Consider the following 25,295-nt stretch of genomic DNA (forward strand, 5'->3'; position numbering starts at 1 on the left):
ATCCCGTCTGTTCGATAAAGGATTTGCGATTTTTAAAACAGGATCACGCCATTAGCCTGAACGCCCGATTCATGGACGAGAGGGCTGACCATGGCCGATGCACAGGATGTCGAAACAACACCGGGAACCGCCACGCAGGCGGATGTCCACTACCAGGCTGTCAGCGACAAGGTCCCGCCTTGGCTGCTCAAGACTTCGCCGAAGTGGCGCCAGGCTTTGCGCAAGACCGTACCGCAGTCGCTGCCCTGGCTCAGCGAAGGCGGGGCGCGCTTGCCGCAGGTGCTGCAGGCGCTGGACGAGGAGCACCAGCGTCATCGCCTGCATGTGAGGATGGTGGTCGGTTTCCTCGGGCAATTGCCGAGTGTCGAGGCCTTTGCCGAGCCGCTGTTGCGCGAGGCTTTGAAGAAAACCTTCGGCCTCGATCTGGATGTGCGCAAGACCTTTCTCTTCAACGCTGTCCGCGCCCGTGCCAGCGAAGCTCACCTGGCGGACAACGATCCGGTGGTGCGGGCGTTCCAGGTGGTGAAGGTCGCGACCCGTTCCTTGCTGCAGGCTGCGCTGCAGAACTTCGAGGCGTTCGAAGCCGAGCCGGATGGCCTGCGCGATGATCGCCGTCCTTCGAGGATTTTTGCCAGCGAAAGCGGCCTGGCGCTTGAGCCCGGCCGCGATATCGAGTTGGTACCGGAGCGTTTCGCGGCGCTGTGCCGGACCCTCGACCTTGGCGAGCGCTACCAGCGGCAGATCCGCGAGATGTTCCAGCCAACCCCCGTCGCGGACGAAAGCGCCGAGGCGGCAGCGCTGAATCGCCAGGCGTATTTCAAGCTGTTCGAGCAGTCGAGCTTGCGTCTCAACCTGCATATGGCCAGGTTGCGTGGCTGGATCGATCAGCACGCCTACCAGACCTTGCTGGAGGCCTCCAGCAACGGCAAGGGCGTCGCAGGCGTGGAGTGCAGCGTCATAACGCTGTGGGAGCTGGAGCTCAACGGCGCGGTGCTGTTTTCCCTGGCCGCGCAGGGCCCGTCTGCCGCTTGCCTGGTCCTCTACCTGCCGGACGAGCCGCAGCAGCCTGTCCAGGTCTTTGCCACCCTGCAGGCACTCAACCGCTCGCTGTGCGAACGCTTGCGCGATAACACCTGGCGCACCTACTTTCTGCGCTTCGTCCCGGCGCGCGAGCGTGATCGCTTGTTGCAGCGGATCCAGCGCACGCTGTTCCCGAAGGTGTGGAACCCGGGCGGCTGGTACGAAGAGCAGGCCGACCGCAATGCGCTGCTGCAACTCGACCGGACGGCGTTCACCACGCCGCTGCTCGACCTGCTGCTGCAACGCAAGATGGCTGTGCTCAAGGATGACGGGTTGTTCCACGCGGTGCCTACGGCGACGCAGGACCACAAGTCCCTTGAGGACAAGATCACCTACTGCCTCAGCGTCGGTTTCAACGTGCTCAACGTGGCTGCTTTCATTGTCCCGGGGCTGGGGCAGATGATGCTGGTGGTCAATGCGGCGCTGCTTGGCTACGAGGTATACGAAGGATTCGACAGCCTGTCCAAGGGCGACCGGGAAGAGGCCTGGGGCTATTTCATGGATGTCGGCGAGAACCTCGCGCTCATCGCGGCGTTGGGGGCGGCGGGTGCAGCGGCGCAACGCTTCTCCGGCAATCTGCCACTGGCCGTGCGGAGCATGCGCCCGGTGACCCTGGCCGATGGTCGCGTGCGTTTGTGGACGCCGGACCTGAAGCCGTTTGCCTACGACGTGCGTCTGCCCACTGACCTCAAGCCCGGTGAAAACGGCTTGTACGCCTGGCAGGGGCGCCAGTGGCTGGCGCTGGACGGACGCTATTACTCGGTGCGTACGCTGCTCGGCGAAGAAACCGTCTATCGCCTGGAACACCCCACGCGACCCGGTGCCTACGAGCCGGAGGTGCGCCACAACGGCAATGGTGGCTGGCTGCACGAGCTGGATACGCCGGAGCAATGGTCGGGCCTGGAGCTGTTTCGCCGCCAGGGGTTCCGCGAGGCCGACGTCAGCGCTGACATGGCCCAGCGCGCCCTGCGTAGCAGCGGGGTCAGTGAAGGGCAGTTGCGCCAGAGCCTGGTGGACCGCCGTCGGCCGCCGGCGCTGCTGACCGACACCTTGCGTCGCTTGCTCCTGGCCGACCGCCTGAGTGCCGCTGGCGTTCTCGACGCGGGGACCTTTACCGCCGAATACCAGGCCGGCCAGGCGGACCTGTCGGCGCAGGCGCAGGTCCTGCGGCGCGACTTCGACCTTCCCCATGGTGTGATCGAGGAGATCCTCGCTGCGGCGGACAAGCCGGAACTCGACGAGCTGACCTATCATGCGCGCGTCCCCCTGCGCCTGGCCGAAGAAGCCCGGCTCTACCAGCAGCAGGTTCGCATTGCCCGGGCTTGCGAAGGGCTCTACCTGGGCCTGCAGCTCGGTGCCGACAGTGCCTGCCTGGCGCTGCATGGCCTGGAGAGCCTGCCACAATGGCCGGCGAACCTGCGTATCGATCTGCACGAAGGTTCGCTTGGGGGCAGGCTGCTGGCGAGTATCGGTAGCGACGAGACGGCAGAGGTAGCCCTGGTGTGGCGCGAGCAGGCAGCGGTGGACTTTTTCCAGACCCTGTTCGACAGCCTGCCGGAAAAGGTGCGCAGCGGGCAGGGCGTCAGTGACGCGGCCGCGTTGCGTGAAAAGCTTCGGCAACAACCCCTGGCGCCGCGCCATCGTCTGCGCCAGTGGCTCGGCCTGCAATCGCACAAGCCGGGCTACCGCTCGCCGATGCGCCTGGCCGACGGGCGTCTGGGCTATCCCCTGAGTGGGCAGGGCACGCCGTTCATCACCGAAGACGAATTGCTGGACAAGCTGCGCTTGCTGGAGCTGGACGATATCCATCCCGAGGATGCGCTGCAGCGGTTGTACAGCCACGGGCTGGACCGCATCGCCATCAATACCCGGCTCAATGTCTGGCTCGACGAGTTGCTGGTACTGCGCCGTTGCATGGATCGCTGGAGCCTGGCGTCGGCCAACGAGATCATGGGCGAGGCACGTCAGGTCAGCCGTGAGCGTATCGGCCATGCCATCTGGGACCACTGGCGCCGCAGCATCCTGCCCGAACTCGGACGCCCGGCGCCGCGCCTGATCTTCTGGCAGGTGCAATTGGCGGACCTGCCGGCGGAAATGCCGCCGTTCTTTCGCGAGCGGGTTCGCGACCTGCTGCTGGACGAAGTGATCCAGACCGAAGGCGAGCGCCACGAAAGGATTATCGGTGCACAGCACCTGACGGCGCTGGCCCGCCAGTTCCCCAACCTGACCGCACTGGATATCCGCGCCGGCGAATGGGGAGTGGGCCTGACGGAAACCATCGCAGGCGCCTGGCCACGGCTGATGTCCCTGGGCTTGCGCGAGCAGGCCTTGCAGATTGGCCACCGCAGCTTGCGTTCGCTGCTGGCACTGACCCGTCTGCGGCGTTTGTCGCTGCGTGGCAGCCGCCTGGGTGATATACCCAGTACCACCTTCCACGGCCTGATCCTCGACTACCTTGGGCTTGACGCGGTCGGCCTGCGGGAGTGGCCGGTGTGGCTGGACAACACCGCGCTGGGGCGGATCGGCGAGCTGTCGCTGGAGGGCAATCACCTGACCGAAGTGCCACCGCTGATTCTTGCGGATATCACGCCCGTGGCCAGGCCCCTGCGGATTGCCTTGCAGGGCAATATATTCGGCCACCAGGCGCTGCTCGACCTGACGTTCGCCGAGCGCTTCCATCGCCGCTTCATCTTCGATCTGGACCTTTCGCCTGCGGTGGCCGCCGTGCTCGACCAGCGTGTCACCGAGCGCGCCACCTTGCAGATGGCGTTGCAGCGTTGGGCCGACCCCGCGCTGCAAACAGAGGTGCTGAGTCCCGAGCACCTCCAGTATCGGCAACGTATCTTCAGGTTGCTGATGGGCTTCTGGCGCGAGGACCTGCGCGGCCCCGGCATGGCCTTGCTGTGCCTGGACGACGTGGTGCTGGCAGACTTTCCGGACGACCTGCCGGCATTCTTCATCGAGCGTGTGCGGCGCCTGGACCTTACTCGCTACCATGCCGGCCCCGGCGCCGGCAGCCTGGAACGCTTCGTCTGCCGCTTCCAGCAACTGCGCGAGCTGAGCCTGATCAGTGGCCAGCCGAGTCTGGGCAGCGTGCCGGCGTTTCTTTCAACCTTGCCTGAATTGCGCGAACTGGCACTGGTGCGCATGGGCATGACCATCGACCAGACGGCGATGGAGGCCTTTGCGCGCCTGCCGTTGCTGTCGTCGTTGCAGCTCGATGGCAACGTCATGGGCCAGGTCAGCGACATGTCGATGTTCGCCGATCGCTTCCTCGGCTTCCTGGGCCTGGCACAGATGGGCATCGCCACCTGGCCGGCGTGGCTCAGCGAGATGCTGCCCAACGGCATCGAACTGCTGTGCCTGGACGACAACCAGCTCACTGAACTGCCGGCGCATATCCTGGAGAACCGTCGTACCGACAGCGGTGCGGTGGAGATCGCCCTGCACAACAACCCGCTGACCCGGGAAACGCTGATCGCCGCGCACACTTCACAGCACCACAGCCGACCCTATTCCTTCGCCCTGGACCTGCCCGAGGATATCGCGGTGATGGGGCGCGAGGTGCATGATTCCGACACCGATGAGCCCGAAGTCTCGGTGGAGGACCCGGCCCTCTCCGACGACGACCCGGCGACCACCTGGGAAACCGGCGATGTCGCTCAGGATGAGCGCAACCAGGGCCTGTGGGACAACCTGGTCGCCGCAGGCGATGCCAATGCCTTGCTGGGCCTGGTCGGGCGCCTGCGCTACAGCGCCGACTACCGGTCGACTGCCACCCGGGCCGAGCTGGTCCAGCGGGTGTGGAGCGTACTGGCGGCGGCCATGGACGACGGTGAGCTACGGCAGATGCTTGATGGCATGGCTCAGGAACCGTTGCAACAGGCCAATACCCATGAAACCTGCCCGGACGGCATACGGCTGGAATTCAATCAGATGGAAGGCCAGGTCTATACCCGCCAGGCACTGCGCAACCTGCCGGAAACCGACCGCGCGTCAGCGTTGTACCGGTTGATGCGCAGTCTGTTTCGCGCCCAGGCACTGGATTCCATCGCCCGCAGGCACACCAATGGCCGCGACGAGGCCGAGGTGCGTCTCGCCTATCGCTTGCGCTGGGCCCAGGAGCTGGAACTGCCGCTGCCACCTCGCGGCATGCTCTATCGCGGTGCCGCCAACATCGCGCCTGGCGAGCTGAACATGGCCCTGGCGCTCTTGCAGATGGAGGAGGCCGGGCCGGGGTTCTTCACGTTCGCCGGGCAGTGCGATTTCTGGACGGCCTACTTGCGGGAAGCCTTCGAGGGCCAGTTCAGGGCACTCAAGGACAGCTACGAGGCGGAAGTGCTCAGGATCACCGATGCCTACCCCGATGAAAGCGCCGAGCAGACCGCCGGGCGCATCCGTGTCCTGGAGGACAGGTTCAAGGGCGAGGAGCAGGCCCTGATCACTGTGCTGACGCTGCAGCACGGTTACGCGGAGTAACCCCCGAGCGCTGCGCCGGGGCACGTGCCCCGGCGTTTTCCAAGGTGGTAGATATGCCTCGTTCGGATTCGAAGTTCCGATCCGATCGCCGGTTTTTCCATAGATAATTTGCCATTTTAAAAGCCCGGTCTCGCCTCTAGCCTGAACGCCCGATTCATGGACGAGAGGGCCTGGAGATGGCTGCTACAGAGGATATCGATACCCCCGCCGCACCTTCCACGACGATGGATGTGCATTATCTGACGGTCAGCCAGCGTGTTCCGCAGTGGCTGCTGGACAGTTCGCCGCAACGGCGCCAGGCCTTGCGAGCGACGGTGCCGCGGGCGCTGCCGTGGCTGTCCGATGCCGGCTACAACCTGCCATGGGTGACCATGGCCTTGCGCGAGGAGGGCCAGCGCCAGCACCTGCTTGCAACGGCGGTGCAAGGTTGCCTGCAGGCACTGCCGAGCGCCGAGGTCTTTGCCGAGCCATTGCTGCGCGAAGCGATCAAAACCCGTTTTGGCCTTGATCTCGATGTACGCCGCACCTTCCTGTTCAATGCCGCTCGGGCCCGTGTCGACGAATCGCTGGTCACTGGGGGCGACCCCGTGGTCAAGGCGTTCCAGGTGGTAAAAGCCGCGACCCAATCGCTGCTGGCGGCGGCCCTGCAGAACTTCGAGGCATTCGAGGCCGCCGCGGACGGCATGCGCGACGGTCGCCGTCCTTCGACGATATTCGCCAGCGATAGCGGTCAGCCCCTGGCGCCCGGCGAGACGATCGATCTGTTGCCGGAACATTTCGCAGCCCTGTGTCGCGAGCTTGATCTTGGCGGCCGCTACCAGCGGCAGATCGAAGCGGTGTTCCGGCCCGCTCCTGGCGCGGGGGGAACGGTCAGCGCGGCGACTGCCGAGCGCCAGGGCTACTTCAAGGACTTCGAGCAATCGACCTTCCGTCTCAACCTGCACCTGGCCTATCTGCAATCCTGGGTCGCCGAGGACCTTTACCACGCGCTGCTGGACGTGGCGAACAACGGCAAGGCGAGCGGCGATCTCAAGCGCAGCGCATTGAAACTATGGGACGTCGAACTCAACGGTATCGTCCTGTTCTTCCGCCAGACGAACGCCGAAGGCGCGCCGCAACGGTTGCTCGTGTACATGCCGGACGAACCGCGACAGCCGTTCGAGGAGTTCGCCTCCCTCGGCGCGCTCAATCGTTCGCTGGTCGAGCGCTTGCGCGACCCGCAGTGGCGCACGTATTTCCTGCGCTTCGTGCCGGCCCGCGAGCGCGACCCGTTGATGCGGCGGGTCCAGCGCACGCTGTCGCCCAGGGTCTGGAATCCGGGGGGGTGGTACGAGGACAAGGCCGACCCCAACGCCGTCTTGCACCTGAACCGGCGGATGATCAGCGGGCCGCTGTTCGATCACCTGTTGCAGCGCAAGATCGCGGTACTCAAGGATGACGGGCTGTTCCATGCGGTACCCACCGCCGTGGAGGATCACAAGTCGGCGCAAGCCAAGGTCAGTTATTTCCTCGGTGTGGCGTTCGACGTCTTGAACGTGGCTGCTTTCGTGGTCCCGGGGGTGGGCGAGGTGATGCTGGTGGTCAACGCGGCGATGCTTGGCTACGAGGTCTACGAAGGTTTCGACTCGCTGTCGCAGGGCGAGCGCGAAGAGGCCTGGACCTACTTCATGGATGTCGGCGAGAACCTCGTGCTCATGGCCGCCATGGGCGCGGCGGGCTCGGCGGCCCATCGCTTCACCGGTAACCTGCCGCTGGCGGTGCGCAGCATGCGTCCGGTGACCCTGGCCGATGGCAGTGTGCGCCTCTGGAAACCGGACCTCACACCGTTCGCCTACGACATCCGCCTGCCCGCCGACCTGACGCCTGGCGAAAACGGTCTGTATGCGTGGCAGAACCGCGAGTGGCTGGCCCTGGACGGGCGCTATTACTCGGTGCGCACCCTGCTGGGACATCAAGAGCGCTACAGCCTTGAGCACCCCCAGCGTGCCTGGGCCTACGAGCCGGAGGTCCTTCACAACGGCAATGGCGGCTGGCTGCACGAACTGGACACGCCGCAACACTGGCATGGCTTGGAGCTGTTTCGTCGTCAGGGGCACCGCGAGGCGGGTGTCAGCGCCGAGATGGCGCTGCGTGCCCTGCGCATCAGCGGGATCAGCGAGGCGCACCTGCGCCATAGCCTGGTGCACTGCCAGCGCCCGCCGGCGCTGCTGACCGATACCTTGCGCCGCCTGGCGCTGGCCGAGCATCTGGGCCTGTCAGGGGCACCAACGGTCGAGGCCTTCGACGCCGCCTACCAGGCCCAGATGCCAGCGCTTTCGGTACAGTCCCAGGCCCTGAAGCGTCAGTTCGACTTGCCCGGCGGGTTGCTGGACGAGATCGTCAGGGCTGCGACCGATCACGAGTTCGCCGAGTTGTCCCGTTCCGGACGGGTACCGCCGCGTCTGGCGGAAGAAGCGCGGATCTACCGTCAGCAACTGCGCCTCGCCCGTGCTTGCGAAGGCCTTTATCTGGACGTGGCGATCAATCCCGACAGCGCCTGTCTGCTCCTGCATGCCCTGGAGGGGCTACCGGGATGGCCGGCGGGTCTGCGCATTGGCCTGTACGAAGCAACACCCGGTGGCAAGCTGCTGGGGCGTATCGGTGGCGACCAGGAGGCGGAGATCGCGCTGCTCTGGCGTGGGCAATTGCCGACGGACTTCTGCCAGGCGCTGTTCGACAGCTTGCCGCTCGCCGTGCGCGACCGTCTTGCGCTCAACGATGCCGGTGCATTGCGCGAGGCGATTCGCCAACAGCCGCTGGCGCCACGGCACACCCTGCGGGCCTGGTTGGGGATGGCCCCGTCCCGCCCCGGTTTCCGCTCGCCGATGCGCCTGGCGGACGGGCGTATCGGTTATCCGCTGAGTGGGCGCGGCCACCCGTTCTTCACCGAGGACGAGTTGCTGGATAAATTGCGCCTGCTGGAGATCGAGGAACTGTACCCCGAGGATGCGCTGCAGGCGTTGTACCGCTCAGGGCTTGACCGTGCCGCGGTCAACGGCCGCCTGGATGGCCTGCTTGACGAGATGCTGGTGCTGCGCCAGTGCCTTGATCGCTGGAGCCTGGAGTCGGCCAGCGAGGCCCTGAGCGAGACCCGCCAGCGCAGTCGCGAGCGTATCGGCCAGGCATTGTGGGACTACTGGCGGCGGGGCCTGTTACCGGAGCTGGGGCGACCGGCGGCGCAACTGGTCCTGGAACAGGTGCGGCTGGAGGACCTGCCAACGCAACTGCCGGCGTTTCTTCGTGAGCGGGTGCGCGACGTCGTGCTCGATGCGGTGAGCCTGCGTGATGCCGAACAAGAGACGCCCAGCACCGACGAACCCCGATGGCAGGCATTCGTCGGGCTGTTTCCCAACCTTGCCACGCTGGATATCCGAAGTGGTGACTGGCAGGCGGGCCTGCCACAGATGATCGCGCGGGTTTGCCCGTGGCTGACGGCACTGGGGCTGCGTGACCAGGCGCGTCCGCTGGGCTTTCCTGAACTGCGCGCGTTGGCCGCCATGCCGCGCTTGCGGCGCTTGTCCTTGCGCGGCAGCCGGCTGGGCGAGCTGCCCGTGAGCGTATTGAATGGCATGGTCCTCGATTACCTGGGCCTCGACCTGCTGGGGCTGGAGCAATGGCCGCACTGGCTGGACAACGCCGCGCTGGATCGCATCGGTGAGCTGTCGCTGGTCGGCAACCAACTACGTGAAGTCCCGATGACTGTGCTGGCTGACTGGGAGAGGGTCGCCCGGCCGCTGCGCATCGCCCTGCAAGGCAACAACTTTGACTACCAGGCCTTGCTCGACATGGCCCTGGCCCAGCGTTTCCACGGACGATTCATATTCGATGTGGAACTGTCCGCGAACATGACCGATACCCTCTACCAGCGGGTTCTGGAGCGTGCCCAGTTGCAGGCTGCGCTGCAGGCCTGGGCCGACCCGATGCAGGTACCCGCGCCACTGGCCCCGGGGCATGTGGTCTATCGGCAACGCATTTCCGGGGTGTTGCTGGACTATTGGCGTGAGGAACTGCGCAATGGCCAGAACGCCGCGCTGGTTCTGGAGGATCTGGCGCTCGATGACTTCCCCGGCAACCTGCCGCCGTTCTTCGCCTCCCGTGTACGGCGCCTGGACCTGAACCGCTTCTCCGGCAGCAGCCCTGGCCTGCAGCGCTTGCTCGGCCAGTTCCAGCACCTGCGGCAATTGACCCTGGCCGCCAGCCGGCCGGCGCTGTCCAGTGTGCCGGCGTGGCTGACCGCCTTTCCGCTCCTGCAGCAACTGGCACTGGTCAACATGGACATGCTCATCGACCAGGCAGCGATGAATGTCTTTGCAGGCATGCCTGGGCTGTCCCAACTGCGTCTGGAGGGCAACCGCCTGGGCGGCATCAATGACATGTCGCCGTTCCGCCAGCGCTACCTCGGCGTGCTTGGGCTGGCCAGGATGCAGATTTCCACGTGGCCCGCCTGGCTCGACCAGCTGTTGCCCAACGGCGTGGGCCTGCTGAGCCTCGATGACAACCAGTTGGTCGAGCTGCCGGAACCGCTGCTGGCTAACCCGCGCATGGAAACCGGAGCCGTGGAAATCTCCTTGCGCAACAACCCCCTGAGCCGCGACACCCTGATTCGCGCACACCTGTCGCAGTGCCCTGGCCGTCCGTATACCTTCACGATGGACTTGCCCGACGATATCGCTGCCATGGAGCGCCCGGTCTCGCCCACGGACGTCGTGTCGCCCGAGACTCCCGAGGTGCCGCAGACACCTGTAGAGCTCACTCCCAGCAGTTGGCAGGCGTTGCGCGGCCGACTGGTTCAATTGCAGCTGGACGACAGTTTTGCCGGCAGCCTGCTGCAGGCACTGCATCGCAGTGGTCTGCAGCGCGGGGCCATCGCGACACGGGTGGAAAACCTGTTCGTCGAACGCGAGACGCTGCGTGGGTACCTTGCGCGCTGGGTAGCGGAGGTCGAGGGACAGGTGTTGACCGAGACTCGCCAGCGTAATCGCGAACGCCTCGGCAATGCCCTGTGGGAACACTGGCGGCGCACCCTGCTGCCAGAATTCGAACGACCACCGGTGCCGCTGGTGCTGTGGCAGATTCCGTTGGCGGAATTGCCTCGGGCCTTGCCGGACTTCTACCGCCTGAGGGTACGCGGCGTGCTGTTGGACGATGCGGTCCTCAACGAAGACGATGCGGCCGGGCAGATGATCGGCGAGCGCGATCTGCTCGGTTTTGCCCGCCAGTTCCCCAACCTGGTCTCGCTGGATATCCGCGGCGGCCGGTGGACGACGGGGCTGGCGCAGCTCGTCGCGCGTGCCTGGCCACGGCTCGATGCTCTGGGCCTGCGTGAGCTGGATGGCATGCTCGGCGTCCAGGACCTGCGGGCCCTGGCCAGTCTGCCGCGGCTACGGCGCCTCGAATTGCGCGGCAGCCGTTTGCGCGATGTGCCGGCCGACACCTTGCATGGGATGAACCTCGATTACCTGGGACTCGACTGGCTCGATCTACAGGAATGGCCGCGCTGGCTGGACAATGCAACGCTGCTCGGGATCCGGCAGTTGTCCATGGTCGGCAACCAGTTGAGCGAGCTGCCGGCGCGGGTGCTTTCCGATATAAGCCCGGTCAATCGGCCGCTGTTCATTTCCCTGCAGGGCAACCAACTGCGTCACCAGGCGTTGCTCGACATCCTGCTGGCCGAGCGCTTCCATGGACGCTTCCATTTCGACCTGGACATGTCTCCGGCACTTGCCGATGTGCTGCGCCTGCGCGTGCAGGAACGGGTGCAGTTGCAGGAGGCCCTGCGACACTGGGTCGATCCGGCGCTGACACCGGCGCTGGCTGAGCCCGAGCAAGTGGCCCGACGCCAGCGTATCGCTCGCGAGTTGCTGACCTATTGGCGCGAGGAGGTACGGGGTGGCGCGACGGCGGTGCTGTGTCTGGATGACTTCGACCTCGAGGAGTTCCCCGGGAATCTGCCGAGCTTCTTCATGGCGCGGGTCCAGCGTCTCGACATCTCCCGCTTCAACGCGGCTCCGGCGAGTCTGGAGCGTTTCGTCCGACAGTTTCCGCAGTTGCGCGAACTGTCGCTGATCAGGGGGCTGTCGCCCTTGACCGAGGTGCCGCCGTTCCTCGAGCGCTTCAGCCAGTTGCGCGAGCTGGCGCTGGTGCACATGGGCCTGACTGTCGACCAGGCGGCCATGGAATCCTTCGCCCGCATACCCGAGTTGTCCTCGTTGCAACTGGACGGCAACCGCTTCGGTGAGATCACCGACGTGTCGATCTTCGAGACGCGCTTCTTCGGCTTTTTCAGTCTGGCGCAGATGGAGCTGGCGGCCGTGCCGGACTGGCTCTGCGAGATGCTGCCCAACGGCATCGAGCTGTTGTGCCTGGACGACAACCAGATCAGCGAGTTGCCGGAGTTCATCCTGCAGAACCGGCGCACCGACAGCGGCGCTGTGGAGATCTCCCTGCGCAACAACCCGTTGACGCGCGACACGCTGATTCGTGCACATACTTCGCAGCATTACGACCGGCCGTTCTCCTTCAGCCTCGACCTGCCCCCCGATATCGCCGCCATGGAGCATGAGGTGCACACCTCGGACTCCGAAGACGGTGAGTCGTTGCCGGACGATCCGATGACCGATGAAGACCCGCTCAGCACCTGGGAGACCGGCATTCTCGCGGACGACTTGCGCAACCAGCTGATCTGGAACGGCCTGGCCGCCCGTGGTGATGCCGAGTCGCTGCTGGGGCTGATCGCCTTGCTTCGCTACAGCGCCGACTACCGTTCCATCGGGACGCGGGCAGAATTGATCGGTAGGGTCTGGACCGTGCTGACTGCCGCCGCAAAAGACACCGAGTTGCGCCAGACCCTCAACGGCATGGCCCAGGAGCCGGTGCAGCAATTGCACAGCCACGAAACCTGCCCGGACGGTATTCGCCTGGAGTTCAACCAGATGGAGTTCCAGGTGCACACGCGTCAGGCCCTGAGCGAAATCACCGATGAGCATCGTGGTCCGGCATTGTTCCGCTTGATGCGTGGCATCTTCCGCTCGCAGACCCTGGACCGGATCGCCCGTGAGCAAAGCAACGGGCGGGACGAGGCAGAGGTGCGTCTGGCCTACCGCCTGCGCTGGGCCGAGACCTTGCAACTGCCGGCGCCGCCGCGGGGCATGCTGTATCGCGGTGCGGCCAACCTGGGGCCGGGTGAACTGGATCGCGCCATGACCCAACTGCAACTGGAAGAGTCCGGGCAGGAATTGCAGCGGTTTGCCGCGCAGTGCGATTTCTGGGTGGCCTACCTGCGCGAGGCTTTCGCCGAACGCTTCCGTCTGCTCAAGGAGAACTACGAGGCAGCAGTGCTGAATGCCACCGAAGCCTATCCCGACGAAACGCTCGAGCAATCGTCGGCGCGCATTCGGGCGCTGGAAAGCAAGTTCAAGCAGGATGAGCAGGACCTGCTCGAACACCTGACCCGGGAGTACGCCATGAGCGCCCAGTAGGCCGGGGTGGTGTCGCTGGATTCCTGTGCTTGCCGAGAAGGATTTCGCCATGCGTTGCCGGGCGTTGTCTGATTAGGCTGGAACGCCCCAATCCGCAAGCACAGGTATTACCGATGTCGGCATCAGAAGGATCTGCGACCCTACCGCCAAGCCCTCCGACCTACCCGCAGCGAGGGTATGCCACGATCGAAAAACATACGCCGCCCTGGGTCCTGGCGCTGCCTGGTGAAGCGCGTCAGGGCCTGCGCAAGCAAGGACCGGAGGCCATGTCATGGTTCACTACGGCCTTGTCGAGCATGCCCGCAGTGGTCGCTCGCCTGCAGGACGATTACCGCGAGCATGTGGCACTGGGCACTCAGGTTGACGCCTGGCTACAGGCACTGGAGGATGTGGAGCGCTTCGCCGAACCTTTGCTCAAGGCCGCCTTGAAAGAACGGTTCGGCCTGGAGATCGATGTTCGGCAAACCTGGCTGTTCAATCCAGGGCGGATGCAGACGGATGACTCCTTCCTCGCTGCGTCCAGGGACTGGATGGTGGAAAGCTACAAGTCCTTCCGCCTGGCCTGCCGCCCGTTGCTGAGCGTAGCGCTGCAGAACTTCGAGGCCTGGGAAGGCGAGCCCGGCGGAATGGACCTGAGCGTGACCAAGGCGCAGATCTTCACTACCACGCCGGGGCAACCATTGTGGGACGGCGAGCGTCTGGACCTGGCACCCGACGCCTTCGCTACGGCGTGTCGCCAGCTCGATCTCGGCCGGCGCTATCAGACGCTCATCCATGACACGTTCTACGGCCGGCGCGCGGTGTTCGAGCGACATGAGCAGACCGGATTGTTGCTGCACTTGCACTTGGCGCGGATGCAAGGCCAGGTCTGTCAGTCGCTGTACCAGGCCGTATGCGAGGTGTTGCACGGACGCGAAGCGCGCATTGACGGCCTGGCGCTCGAGTGCGGTGTGCTGCGGCTCTGGGACGTCGAGTTGAGCGGTTTGCTGATTTTCGGTGTCGATCGCACGTCCCGGGCGGGTATGGACCAGATTGTCGTCTACATTCCTGGCGATCCACTGGCGCCACTCAGGGAATATCCCTCGTTCCTGGATTTCTGCCGGCAGTTGCGTGATCAGCTGTTGCAGGCGGACTACCTGATGTTCTTCCAGCGCCTGCTGCCGCTGCGCCAGCGTGCCAGGGTCCTCGACAAGCTGCACCAGGCGTTTCACCCAAAGGTCTGGAACAGCGGGGGATTCTATGAAGAAGTCCTGGATCGCGAGGTCAGCTTGCCGTTCACCGAGGTCGCGCTGGCCGGGCCGGTGTTGTCGGCGCTGCTGGCCCGCAAGATCACCGTTCTCAAGGACGACGGTCTGTTTCTTGCCGTGCCGACGGCCAGCGAAGACCACAAGAGTCTGGAGCAGAAGCTGGAGTACTTCGCCCAGGCGGGTCTTTACAGCCTCAATGCGCTGGCGTTCGCAGTGCCGGTGGTGGGCGCGGCGATGCTGGTGTTCAGCGCTGCGCAACTGGCCCATGAGGTCTACGAGGGGGTTGGCGAGTGGACCCGCGACGAACGCGAACAGGCCTGGACCTACCTGCTGGACGTGGTGGAAAACCTGGCGCTGATGATGGCGCTGGGACAAGCCGCCCCCCCTATGGCCGAATTGCCGCCGTTGCCCGAGGCCTTGCACCCGGTCGACCTGGAAAACGGCGGCACGCGCCTGTGGTCCCGTGACCTGAAGCCTTTTGACCACGGTATCGTCCTGCCCGCAAGCCTGATGCCCGATGCCCGCGGTCTTTATCACTATCAAGGCAGGCAGTGGCTGGCACTGGGGGGGCGCCGCTATGCGGTGGGCTCACGTGATGATGGCAGCACCTACCTGCAACATCCGCGACGAGCCGATGCTTACCGGCCTGAGGTGCGTTACCAAGGCGGTGGCATCTGGTTGCACGCGCTGGACCGGCCCTTGGAGTGGGCGGGCCTGGAGTTGTTTCAACGCCTCGGCGTGGTGGCGGAGGGGCTTGATGCCCGCGAGGCTCGGCAACTGCTGGCGATCAGTGGCTGCCAGGAGTCCGAGTTGCGCCGGGCGCTGGTCGAAGGCCAACGGCCTCCCGCACTGCTGCTCGACAGTCTGGAGCGCTACCGGATGTATCGCAGCCTGGAGGAGGGCAACGAAGCCTTGAGCCATGAACACCATTCGCGGCTGTTCTATATGCTCTACCAGACGCCGGGCGCGCCGGCAGGGCCTGCTCAACGCTTGATCCTGCGCGATTTTCCCGGCCTGCCGCAGCGCATCGCCGAGGAGTTGCTGGAGCACGCCACCCGCGCCGAGCGCCAACTGCTCGACGAAGCGCAACGGGTGCCACAACGGCTAGCCGAAGAGGCGCGCTTCTATTTGCAGGGGGTACGCCTGGCACGGGCCTATGAGGGCCTCTACCTGCCAGCCTTGAGCAGCAACGACAGTACCCGCCTGGCCCTGCACAGCCTTGCTGCCTTGCCAGGCTGGGCCGAGCAATACCGTATCGACATCCGTGCCTTGCGCGTCGACGGTCCTTTGCTCGACAGCATCGGTCCGCATCCGGCGGTGCACCAGCGCGTGGTGGTGAAGACGGGGGAGGGCTACCGCACAGCCGAGGAACCGCAGAGCGCTGCCGATGACTTGTTCAGCGTGGTGCTGCGAACCTTGACCTCGGTACAGCGCACGGCCCTCGGCCTGGGCCCGGGGGCGGGAGGAGATGCGTTGCGCCGCAAGGTGCTGGAGCGACCGCTGGAGCGTCCGGCATTGCGTCGGGTCCTGCACATGCAGCCGATCCGCCCGGCGCAGCGCTCGCCCATGCGTCTGGCCAACGGCCGGGTGGGCTATCCTTTGAGCGGCCGCGCCCGCTTGGCCCCATTGCTCAGCGAGAGCACTCTGCTCGACAAGATCCGCCTGCTGGAGTTGCCGGACGTGTTCGCCAGCGACCTGCTGCGCCAGTTGCGTGGTGCGCGCCTGGACAATGCCGCCATCGATGCCCGCCTCGATACCTTGCTCGACGAGCGCGGACAACTGCAGCGCCTGTTGCCGCTGGGCGAGATCCCGCGCACGGAGGCCGATGCGGCGACGCCGCCTGGCGACCGGCAATTGATCGAGCTGGCGCTGTGGCAACACTGGCGTGACAACCTGTTGCCGGAAATCGGCCGGCATGGCGTGCCGTTGCGGCTGTTTGCGGTATCGCTGGAAGCCTTCCCTGTCGAGCTGCCCGGATTTTTCCGCCTGCGTGTGCAACGTCTGGAGCTCTCTGCCGTTACGGTACCGGCGGCGACCCGGGTCGTGGGCGAGGACGGTGTGCTGCGCCTGGTCGACCCTTTGCTCGACCTGCTGCGAGCTTTCCCGCGGGTCACCGCACTGGAAATCGACGCCTTGAGCGGGCGTTCGTCCTATGAACTGCCGCGCTTGCTGGTCGGTGCATACCCGCGGCTCGCTGAGCTGAACCTGCTCAACCAGCACTTGCCACTGGCCCAGGACGTGCTTGACGAGCTGTGCCGCCTGGGCGAACTCCGTCACCTGGATCTGAGTGGAAACTGCATCAGCCACCTGCCGGTGCGCCTGACCGAAGGCCTGCAACTGAAGTTCCTCGGCCTCGATCGCCTGGACCTGGAGAGCTGGCCGGAGTGGCTGGACAGCGATGCCTTGGAGTCGATCGACCGCGTTTCGTTGCGTGACAACCGCCTCACCGAGCTGCCCGCCCACGTGCGCAACAATCCCGTGAGCGCCGGGCGCGTGACCTGGATTGGCCTGGACGGCAACCTGTTCTCCCACCAGGCGTTGATCACTCTGCGTATCAGTACCTGGAGCGGGCGCCGTTTCCGCTTCGAACTGACGGTCCCGCAAACCGTGGAAAACATCGTCGAAGGCATGCTGATCGAGCAACGCAGCCTGTCCGCCGCGATCAAGGGTTGGCTCGAGTCGCTGCGCGAGGCCGGCACGGTGGGGGAGGAGCGCCTGGCAGCACGTCGGGCCCTCGGCGAGGCGCTGCTGGACAACTGGCTGGCCCAGACCGACGGGGCCACCACCCGGTCGCTGGTGCTGGAGGACATCCAGATCGAGGATTTCCCGGATGCATTGCCGGCCTTCTTCTTCAACCGTATCAGCCGCCTCGAACTCCTGCGCCCGGTGGCCAGCGTGGCTCAGCTGGATGGCTTGATCGCCCGTTTCAGTCGTCTTGAGCAACTGAGTATCGGCGGTTCTGCGCTAACGCAGTTACCGGAGGCGGTGACTCGCCTGGTGGAGTTGCGTCATCTGGCGATCACCGATGCCCGGTTGCTGGTTGACCAGGCGATGCTCGAGCAGTTCGCGCAGATACCCGGCCTCACCGCGCTGGAACTGAGCGGCAACCGCCTGGGGGATATCGCCGACGCCTCCGCCCTGGCCCGCTTTTCCCTCAATCTGTTGGGTCTCGAACGCATGGACATCAGTCGCTGGCCCGCCTGGCTCGACAGCTTGTTGCCTGAATGCGTCCAGTGGTTGAACCTCAACGATAATCGCCTCACCAGTTTGCCCCGATACCTGCTGGAAAACGCCGAAAGCGCCAGTGGCAACACGGAAATCTCCCTGGAAGGCAATCCGTTGGCCGAGGAGGTGATGCACTCGGCCTACCTGTCGGAGGGGCTCAACCGACCCTATAGCTTCCGCATGGACCTGCCCGAGCATCTCCGCCGCCTGGGTGGTGGGGGCAACTGGCGCGGTTCGAATTCTGGTGACGGCAGTTCCGTCGGCGCTTCGGATGCCGACCTGATCAGCGTCGATCTGTGGGTCGACAAGGCCGGTGCGATCAGCGACCAGCGTCGCCAATTGTGGCGCCAGCTGGAAACCGGTGGCGATGCCGACGACCTGCTGCGCATGGTCGGTCGCCTGCGGCACACCGCCGAATACCGCAATGGGCTGACCCGCCCGGACCTGGTCGAACGGGTCTGGCAGGTTTTGACCATCAGTGCCCAGGATATCGAGCTGTGCCTGGTCCTCAACGGCATGGCCGAGGAGCCGTTGCGGCAGTTGCGCGACTTCGACACCTGTCCGGATGGCATCCGCCTGGAGTTCAACCAGATGGAAATCCTTGTGTACACCGGCCAGGCACTGCGGTCCGCGAGCGCGGAGCAGCGTGGCCCGATCCTGTACCGGCTAATGCGGCGTCTATATCGCCTGCAGGCGTTGGACGATATCGCCCGGCGCGAAGCTGGCGACCGTGACGAGGCGGAAGTGCGCCTGGCCTACCGGCTCAACCTGGCGAACACCCTGGACCTGCCGCTGGCACCGGAACACATGCTCTATGCTGGCTCCGCCAACCTGCGCAGTGGTGAGCTGGAGCGTGCCGAGTCCTTGGTGCGGGAGGGCGAGAGCGGGCAGGGGCTGATGAACTATGCCGGGCATAGGGATTTCTGGCTGGCTTACCTGCAGGACACCCATGCCATGCGATTTACGGCGTTGCGGGATCGCTTCGAATCAGATGTGTTGGCCCTGGACGAACTGTATCCGGACGATACGCCGGTGCAGTACAGCGAGCGGGTTCAGGCGCTGATCGACCGGCGCAGGGTCGACGAGGCCAGCCTGGTTCGCGAGCTGACCCATGGCGAAGGGTTGCGACTGGATCAGGGATAGAGGGCAGATCAAGCGCCCAAGCCATGGATCAGCTACCGGACAGATACGCATCGACCTTGCCGCGCACTTCGTCTGGCAACCAGGGGTGCCAGACCTGCGGGTTATCCTTGAGGAAGGCGCGGGCGGCCAGCGCCGGGTCTTGCCGCTGCTCGCTCATGTGCGCAAGGACGGCGTTGAGGGTGTCGATCGGCAGGTCGACCTTGCTGAAGAAGGCTACCAGGTCCGGGTATTGCTCGTGGAAGGCCTTCGAAACGCCGATGGACAGCTTCGCCGGCAACGAGCGACTGCCTGTCGGCGCGGGGTTGCTGGCGTCGGTCAGGGTGGCCCAGGCCTGGGCATCGAACGGCGGCTCTTCCAGGCGCACCAGCTTGAAGCGGCCCATCAGCGGCGTCGGCGACCAGTAGTAGAACAGCACCGGCTTGCCGCGGCGGATCGACGAGGTGATTTCGGCGTCCAGCGCCGCACCGGAGCCGCTGCGGAAATTGGTGTAGAGGTCCTCCAGGCCATAAGCCTTGAGCTTCTGGCTGTTGACCGTCTCCGAGGTCCAGCCGCTGGGGCTGTTGAGGAAGCGCCCCTTGCCGGGTGCTTCCGGGTCGGCGAAGACCTTGGCGTAGCGCTTGAGGTCGTCCACCGTGCGCAACGCCGGGGCCAGCGGCTGGAGTCCGCGCCCGGTATCGCCCTTGACCACGAATTCCGGCACGTACCAGCCTTCGTCGGCGTTCTTCACCGTATCGCCGAGGGCGAGCACCTGGCCGGCCTGCTCGGCCTTGACCCAGGCCGGGCTGCGGCCCGCCCACTCCTCGCCGATCACCTGGATATCGTTGCGCGCCAGCGCCACCTCCATGCTCACCGTGCTGCCGGGCAGGGTGTCGGTGGGGTAACCGTAACCGTGCTCGACGATCAGGCGCAGCACTTCGGTGGTGAAGCTGCCGCTTTCCCAGGTGATTTCGCCGAAATGGATCGGCGCGCGGGGCGCGGCCAGGGCCGAAAGGCTGAGGAGGGCAGTGCAGAACAGCAGGGCCAGGCGTTTCATGGTCGGTGCTCGCTCGTGAGGTTGGCTCAGTGTAGACAGTGCTCGCCGCGACAAGACTCCATTGGAAAGGTGCCCTCATCGGCGCCGGGTTTCCGTCGGGCCGGCGAGCGGTTCTACCAGGCTCGCGAGCGCCGGCGACGACAGACCGCGGCGGGGATCGCTGCTGTAGTGGCGATCCTTGCCGACCTGCGGAGTTCGCCTCATGCAAAAGATCTGGACCACCTCGAGCCCCCACGGGATCCTCGACCATTCATACATCACCGCTGCCACGACCGAGGAAGCCTGTCGTGTCGCCCACTTCAAGGGGCGCCTGTATTGCGTCTACATCGACGGGATCCGTGAGTTCGGCACCGTCAAGGTCATCAGCAAGGCTTCCAGTGCGGGGCTCTGGAGCGAGCCGGTGGTGGTCAGTGAAACCCCGCCGCGCTGGGCGCCGTGCATCTTCACCTTCAGGGACCGCCTGCACATTGTCTTTGCCAGTACCCTGGGGACCACCGACCTGCTGACCCTGGACGAGCCGTCCGGCCTGTTCGTGTTCAATCGCACCCTGGACATCTTTCTCGAAATGACCCCGACCGTGGCGCAAGTGGCCGGCCGCTTGCAACTGTTCCATCACCTGCACGACGACGCCGTGAATATCTGGCGGCGCTCGACCCTCGACCTCAAGGACTGGACCCGCGGCGAAACGGTCAAGTCCGATGGGCTGAGTGCGGTGCGCAGCAACCTGAGCCCGGTGGCGGTCACCTACCAGCGCCTGATCCACCTGATCTACAAGGACGTTGCCGGCGGTTTCTACCTGATCAAGTTCGATGGCGTGCAGCAATGGACGCGGGCGCAACTGCTGCTGCGCGAGGACTACCCGCATTCACCGGCAGCCGTGGTGCACAACGGCCTGCTCAAGCTGCTGTTCACCCAGGCCACGGCCGAGAGCCAGGGCCCCGATGTCCACTACGAAATTCATCAGTACGCCTACGACGGCAACGTGCTCGGGCCGCTGGCAGTGAGCACCGGCCTGGGCGCGACGAACAGTCCGGGGGCGGCAGTGCAGGATGGCGTGCTGCATGTGCTGTACCGCGGCAAGCCTTGAACACGGGAGGTTCGCATGCCGATCGACACGACGATTCGCCGCTACATCGACAATCATCTGGTGGAGGGGCTGGACGACGAGACCTTCTTCAACGAAGTGGAGGTCATTCTCCTGGATACCTTCCAGTTGCTCGCGTCCTCACCCTATGACGCCCAGCCCACCGCCTCGTACCTGGCGTACGCGATATCCCGCCAGTACATGCGCAGCGCCAACCAGGCCCAGCAATGCCGCTTCGCCCAGCGCCTGACCCTGCTCCTGCGGCGGCTGTACAACAACGGCGAAACCATCGCCATGCTTGGCCGCACGCCTGGCCGGGAGCCGCTGGCACTGTTGCTGGTGGTCTACCGCTTGCACGTCGTGCTGACCCTCAATGGCCTGCTCGCGGAGCGCGGGCCGTTCGACCTGGATATTGGCGATCCGCTGCGCGCCCTGCAGTTTATCGTCGGTGCCGCCTTCGGTCCCTGGCAGGGGATGATCCAGCTCCAGGGCGGCTTGCGCGACTACTACCACGCACGCATCCGCCGCGAAACCGGCGCGCCGCTGATCGAAATTGGTCGCCCCAGTCCCGTCGGCGTGGGTCTGGAGTTGCGCCTGGCCACCTGGAACATGCAGGGCACTGCGGCGACTGCCGAAAGCAAATGGCGCACGCGCCTGCTGCAACTGGCCCGGCTCAACGACGTGGTAGTGATCCAGGAGGCTGGTGCTCCGCCCGGGTCTGCCGAGCGGGTGGTACGCATCGATGTACCGGACCAGTTCGGCGCGCATCAGGAGGTCGATCAGTACCTCTGGCATGCTGGCACCGCCACGCGCCCGGAGACCTACCAGGTGTATTTCCTCGACGTGCAACGCCTGCGCGTCAACCTCGCCATCGTGATCCGCAGCAGTGCACAACTGGATGTGCGCAACGTCATGGTCATCGCCGACGGCGTGCCGCAGTCCGGAAGCCTGCCCGTGTCCCGCCCGGCCCTTGGCGTGCGTCTGCGGCGGCGGGGAGACGGCGCGGTGAGCCGCCAGGAAGTGACGGTGTACAACGTCCATGCCCTGTCTGGTGGTGGCTACAACGCGCCGCGGATGATCCGCGAGATCAGTTGGCACACCGACACGCCCTACGTCGTGCTTGGTGATTTCAACCGTGACCCGCGCCCGTCAGCCGCGGGCGGTGGCAATTGGGTCTCGCCTGAGAGCCTGGCGCGGATTGCACCGGCCAGCGGCAGTACTCACCCGGCTACGGCGCCGGCGCACATGCTCGACTACGCCCTGGTCAATGGCACCCGCGAACCGCTCCAGCCAGGCGTGGTGGACAGCCCAGGGCCCTCTGATCACCTGGCGGTCAGCTACGTGATGCATTTTTCCTAGGGGTGGGGGAGACGAACCCATCTTCGAAAACAACATCGGCATCGGTAGCTGTTGCTTTTGCCCTTGCTCTTCGTGCGCATACTTTCAGGCGCCGCAAATTGCGACTTCAGCCGGCCGAGTGGAGGTGTCTTGCGGGGGCAGGTGCGCAGCACCCTTCGGCGAAGCCGAAGCGCGAGGTGAAGACTTGCGAAGCAAGTCGTAGGCCGCGGGCCCGCGCAAGGCACCGGAAGGAGGGGACCCGAAGCGAAGCGTAGGGCCGGCTGTGGGAGCGAGCGGTTTTCGTCCATTTTGCCGCAACAAAATGGACCCGCCGTAAAGGCGGAAGGGGCCGGTGGCGTCACCCTCTGCAATGGATAATCTCGCGACACCGACACCGACACCGACACCGACACCGACACCGACACCGACACCGAAATTCCGTGATGACCCTAATTTTCCATGACGCGGCTTCGTTCTCCAGTCAGCGTTCCCGCGTCACGGGCACCCCCATCTCAGTGAAGGAGAGACAAACAATGACTTCCGTCTTCGACCGCGACGACATCGTCTTCCAGGTTGTAGTCAACCACGAAGAACAGTACTCGATCTGGCCGGACTACAAGGCTATCCCCGAAGGCTGGCGCGCCGTTGGCAAGAGCGGTTTGAAGAAGGACTGCCTGGCCTGGATCGACGAGGTCTGGACCGACATGCGTCCCCTGAGCCTGCGGCAGAAGATGGCGGCGGCCGCCTCCTGATGTCGTCGCTGACCCTGCTGTGCCTGCCGTATTCCGGCGCCAGCGCCATGGTCTACAGTCGCTGGCGGCGCAAGCTGCCGGCCTGGCTCAACGTGCGTCCGGTCGAGCTGCCGGGACGCGGTGCGCGCCTTGGCGAGCCGCTGCGTACCGACCTGGCGGCCCTGGCCCGGCAACTGGCCAGCGAACAGCGCCTGGCCGCCCACCAGCCCTATGCGATCCTCGGCCATAGCCTCGGGGCCTTGCTGGCCTACGAGCTGGCCCATGAGCTGCAGGCCCTCGGTTGCCCGCCGCCGCTGGCGCTGTTCGCCTGTGGCACCGCAGCGCCGAGCCGTCGCGAAGGCTACAACGGGCCCGAGTGGTGCGAGCCGAAGAGCGATGCCGAGCTGATCCGCGAACTGCGCGATCTGCAAGGCACCCCGGAGGAAGTGCTGGCCAACGAAGAACTGATGAGCCTGACCCTGCCGGTCCTGCGCGCCGACTTTCTGTTGTGCGGGCGCTATAAGTACCGGGCGCGGCCGCTGCTGCGTTGCCCGTTGCACGTGTTCGCCGGCGAGGAGGACCGTGCCAGTCAGGAGCAACTGCTGGCCTGGCGCCAGGAAACCCAGGGTGATTTCTCCCTGGAAGTGTTCCCGGGCGGGCATTTCTTCATCCACGAGCATGAAGACCGTGTCCTCGGTGTCCTGTCTGCCACGCTGGAGCCATTGCGTCTGACTGCCTAGCGCCGCATAGTCGGGAACATTTCCGACTGCAAGGAGCTACGCAATGCTGATCGACGCTTCCCGGGCCACGCTGCTGGTAATCGATGTCCAGGAAAAACTCATCGGTGCAGTCAGCGACCCCGCCGGGACGCTGGCGCGGACCCGCTGGCTGCTCGCCGCCACGGCCGAGCTGGGTCTGCCGACGGTGATTTCCGAGCAGTACCCCAAGGGCCTCGGACCGACTGTCGCCAGCCTGCTGGAAGCCGCACCCGCCGCTACGGTGGTGGAGAAACTGCACTTTTCCTGTGTCGCTGGCGAATGCCTGCCGGCTTCGCTGCTGGCCCGCGATCAGGTGATCGTCTGCGGCATGGAAACCCATGTCTGTGTGCTGCAGACCGTGCTGGAACTGCTGGAGCGCGGCCAGCAGGTCTTCGTCGTCGCTGATGCCTGCGACAGCCGTAGCGCCGAGAGCAAGGCCGCCGGACTGGCACGCATGGGCGCCGCCGGGGCGCAGATCGTTACCCGTGAAATGGTCCTGTTCGAGCTGATGCGCAGTTCCGGCCACGAGAAATTCCGCACCGTCAGCAAGACCTTCCTGGTCGGGGAACAACCCTGAAACGCCTGATGCGCGGGTTGCCGTTCGGGCTGTTGGTGTTGCTCGCCGGTTGCGTCGGCACGCGTACGGGCCAGGAGCAGGCGCTGTCGCAGCAGCAGGTGCAGGCGAAGGTCGCGGCCTTGCTGCCGGTAACGGTTAACGATCGCCAGGGCTGGGCGCGGGATATCCAGACTGCGTTCACCACACAGAAGCTCGATCCCAGCCAGTCGAACATCTGTGCGGTGCTGGCGGTGACCGAGCAGGAATCCACCTTCAGTGCCGACCCCAAGGTGCCGAGCCTCGGGCGTATCGCCCGTGAGGAAATCGATCGTCGGGCGGCGAAGGCCTTCGTGCCCAAGATGCTGGTGGAGGCTGCCCTCGATACCCGCTCCGCCAACGGCAAGACCTGGAACCAGCGCCTCGCGGCGGTGCGCAGCGAACGCGAGCTGAGCGGGCTTTACGATGAGCTGATCGGCTCCTTGCCGCTGGGCAAGACCTTGCTCGGCGGTTTCAACCCGGTGCGCACCGGTGGGCCGATGCAGGTCAGCATCGACTTCGCCGAAGACCATGCCCGCGACTATCCCTATGCCCGTGACGGCAGTATCCGCCAGGAGGTGTTCAGCCGGCGTGGCGGGATGTATTTCGGCATCGCCCATCTGCTGGGGTATCCGGCTAATTATTCGCAGCCGTTGTACCGCTTTGCCGATTTCAATGCCGGTTGGTACGCCAGTCGCAATGCGGCGTTTCAGGCGGCGTTGAGTCGGGTGACCGGGGCGAAGCTGGCGCTGGATGGCGACCTGATCGCCTATGGCGCGATTCTGCCGGGGAGTACCGAGAAGGCGGCGCGCCTGCTGGGGGAGCGCTTTGGCATGCGCAATCCGGTGATTCGCGAGCAGTTGGAGAAGGGCACGGGGGCGGATTTCGAGGAAACCCGCCTGTACCAGCAGGTGTTTGCCCTGGCGGACAAGGCGTCGGGCAAGCGCGTGGCGCGGGAGGTGTTGCCGGGGATAAGACTGGAGAGTCCGAAGATTACCCGCCAGCTGACTACAGCGTGGTTTGCGAACCGGGTTGATGAAAGGTATCAGCGCTGCATGAGGCGCTAGC

10 protein-coding genes are annotated in these 25,295 nt (G+C 65.2%); 9 read left to right on the top strand and 1 reads right to left on the bottom strand.

All coding sequences use genetic code 11. The annotated features are described in order from the left end of the window. Positions 1 to 90: 90 nt before the first annotated feature. From AC5QPF_RS10805 to AC5QPF_RS10815, 3 genes are all read left to right on the top strand, one after another. On the top strand, positions 91 to 5,559 hold the full coding sequence (locus AC5QPF_RS10805; protein ID WP_494963207.1) for an NEL-type E3 ubiquitin ligase domain-containing protein: 5,469 nt from the start codon (positions 91 to 93) through the stop codon (positions 5,557 to 5,559). Between the two features lie 176 nt (positions 5,560 to 5,735). Beyond that, positions 5,736 to 13,076, top strand: coding sequence for an NEL-type E3 ubiquitin ligase domain-containing protein (locus AC5QPF_RS10810; RefSeq protein ID WP_494963208.1), 7,341 nt, complete (start codon positions 5,736 to 5,738; stop codon positions 13,074 to 13,076). A 266-nt stretch (positions 13,077 to 13,342) separates the two neighbouring features. Beyond that, positions 13,343 to 18,691 (top strand): NEL-type E3 ubiquitin ligase domain-containing protein, encoded by a 5,349-nt coding sequence (locus AC5QPF_RS10815; RefSeq protein WP_494963209.1) that lies wholly within the window; start codon positions 13,343 to 13,345, stop codon positions 18,689 to 18,691. Positions 18,692 to 18,719: 28 nt separating this feature from the next. Here the strand turns inward: AC5QPF_RS10815 and AC5QPF_RS10820 are convergent, their stop codons facing one another. Beyond that, positions 18,720 to 19,724 (bottom strand): glycine betaine ABC transporter substrate-binding protein, encoded by a 1,005-nt coding sequence (locus AC5QPF_RS10820; RefSeq protein WP_494963210.1) that lies wholly within the window; start codon positions 19,722 to 19,724, stop codon positions 18,720 to 18,722. Between the two features lie 202 nt (positions 19,725 to 19,926). Here AC5QPF_RS10820 and AC5QPF_RS10825 point away from each other — a divergent pair, with 202 nt between their 5' ends. The 6 genes from AC5QPF_RS10825 (at position 19,927) to AC5QPF_RS10850 (ending at position 25,294) form a co-directional block, all read left to right on the top strand. Then, positions 19,927 to 20,811 (top strand): hypothetical protein, encoded by an 885-nt coding sequence (locus AC5QPF_RS10825; RefSeq protein ID WP_494963211.1) that lies wholly within the window; start codon positions 19,927 to 19,929, stop codon positions 20,809 to 20,811. 15 nt (positions 20,812 to 20,826) lie between these two features. Continuing rightward, positions 20,827 to 22,167 carry an endonuclease/exonuclease/phosphatase family protein gene (locus AC5QPF_RS10830; RefSeq protein ID WP_494963212.1) on the top strand — a complete coding sequence of 447 codons (1,341 nt, stop codon included), beginning with the start codon at positions 20,827 to 20,829 and terminating at the stop codon, positions 22,165 to 22,167. A gap of 512 nt (positions 22,168 to 22,679) precedes the next feature. Next, the gene (locus AC5QPF_RS10835) at positions 22,680 to 22,898 is read left to right on the top strand and encodes an MbtH family NRPS accessory protein (RefSeq protein ID WP_494963213.1); all 219 of its coding nucleotides are present in this window, start codon (positions 22,680 to 22,682) and stop codon (positions 22,896 to 22,898) included. Then, positions 22,898 to 23,617, top strand: coding sequence for an alpha/beta fold hydrolase (locus AC5QPF_RS10840; protein ID WP_494963214.1), 720 nt, complete (start codon positions 22,898 to 22,900; stop codon positions 23,615 to 23,617). Before AC5QPF_RS10835 ends, AC5QPF_RS10840 begins: the two co-directional genes overlap by 1 nt. Before the next feature lie 43 nt (positions 23,618 to 23,660). After that, positions 23,661 to 24,212, top strand: a complete 552-nt coding sequence (locus AC5QPF_RS10845; protein ID WP_494963215.1) for an isochorismatase family protein — start codon at positions 23,661 to 23,663, stop codon at positions 24,210 to 24,212. An 8-nt stretch (positions 24,213 to 24,220) separates the two neighbouring features. After that, a complete protein-coding gene (locus AC5QPF_RS10850) occupies positions 24,221 to 25,294 on the top strand; it encodes a DUF1615 family protein (protein WP_494963216.1) in 1,074 nt (357 codons plus the stop codon). The last annotated feature ends 1 nt before the right edge of the window (position 25,295 follow it).

Source organism: Pseudomonas sp. Con_6 (genome assembly GCF_059379395.1).

Excerpts from the sequence above, each read along its gene's own strand:
- AC5QPF_RS10835 (WP_494963213.1), top strand. The coding sequence starts at position 22,680 with ATGACTTCCGTCTTCGACCGCGACGACATCGTCTTCCAGGTTGTAGTC.
- AC5QPF_RS10815 (WP_494963209.1), top strand. The coding sequence starts at position 13,343 with ATGTCATGGTTCACTACGGCCTTGTCGAGCATGCCCGCAGTGGTCGCT.
- AC5QPF_RS10825 (WP_494963211.1), top strand. The coding sequence starts at position 19,927 with ATGCAAAAGATCTGGACCACCTCGAGCCCCCACGGGATCCTCGACCAT.
- AC5QPF_RS10820 (WP_494963210.1), bottom strand. The coding sequence starts at position 19,724 with ATGAAACGCCTGGCCCTGCTGTTCTGCACTGCCCTCCTCAGCCTTTCG.
- AC5QPF_RS10850 (WP_494963216.1), top strand. The coding sequence starts at position 24,221 with ATGCGCGGGTTGCCGTTCGGGCTGTTGGTGTTGCTCGCCGGTTGCGTC.
- AC5QPF_RS10805 (WP_494963207.1), top strand. The coding sequence starts at position 91 with ATGGCCGATGCACAGGATGTCGAAACAACACCGGGAACCGCCACGCAG.
- AC5QPF_RS10830 (WP_494963212.1), top strand. The coding sequence starts at position 20,827 with ATGCCGATCGACACGACGATTCGCCGCTACATCGACAATCATCTGGTG.
- AC5QPF_RS10810 (WP_494963208.1), top strand. The coding sequence starts at position 5,736 with ATGGCTGCTACAGAGGATATCGATACCCCCGCCGCACCTTCCACGACG.
- AC5QPF_RS10845 (WP_494963215.1), top strand. The coding sequence starts at position 23,661 with ATGCTGATCGACGCTTCCCGGGCCACGCTGCTGGTAATCGATGTCCAG.
- AC5QPF_RS10840 (WP_494963214.1), top strand. The coding sequence starts at position 22,898 with ATGTCGTCGCTGACCCTGCTGTGCCTGCCGTATTCCGGCGCCAGCGCC.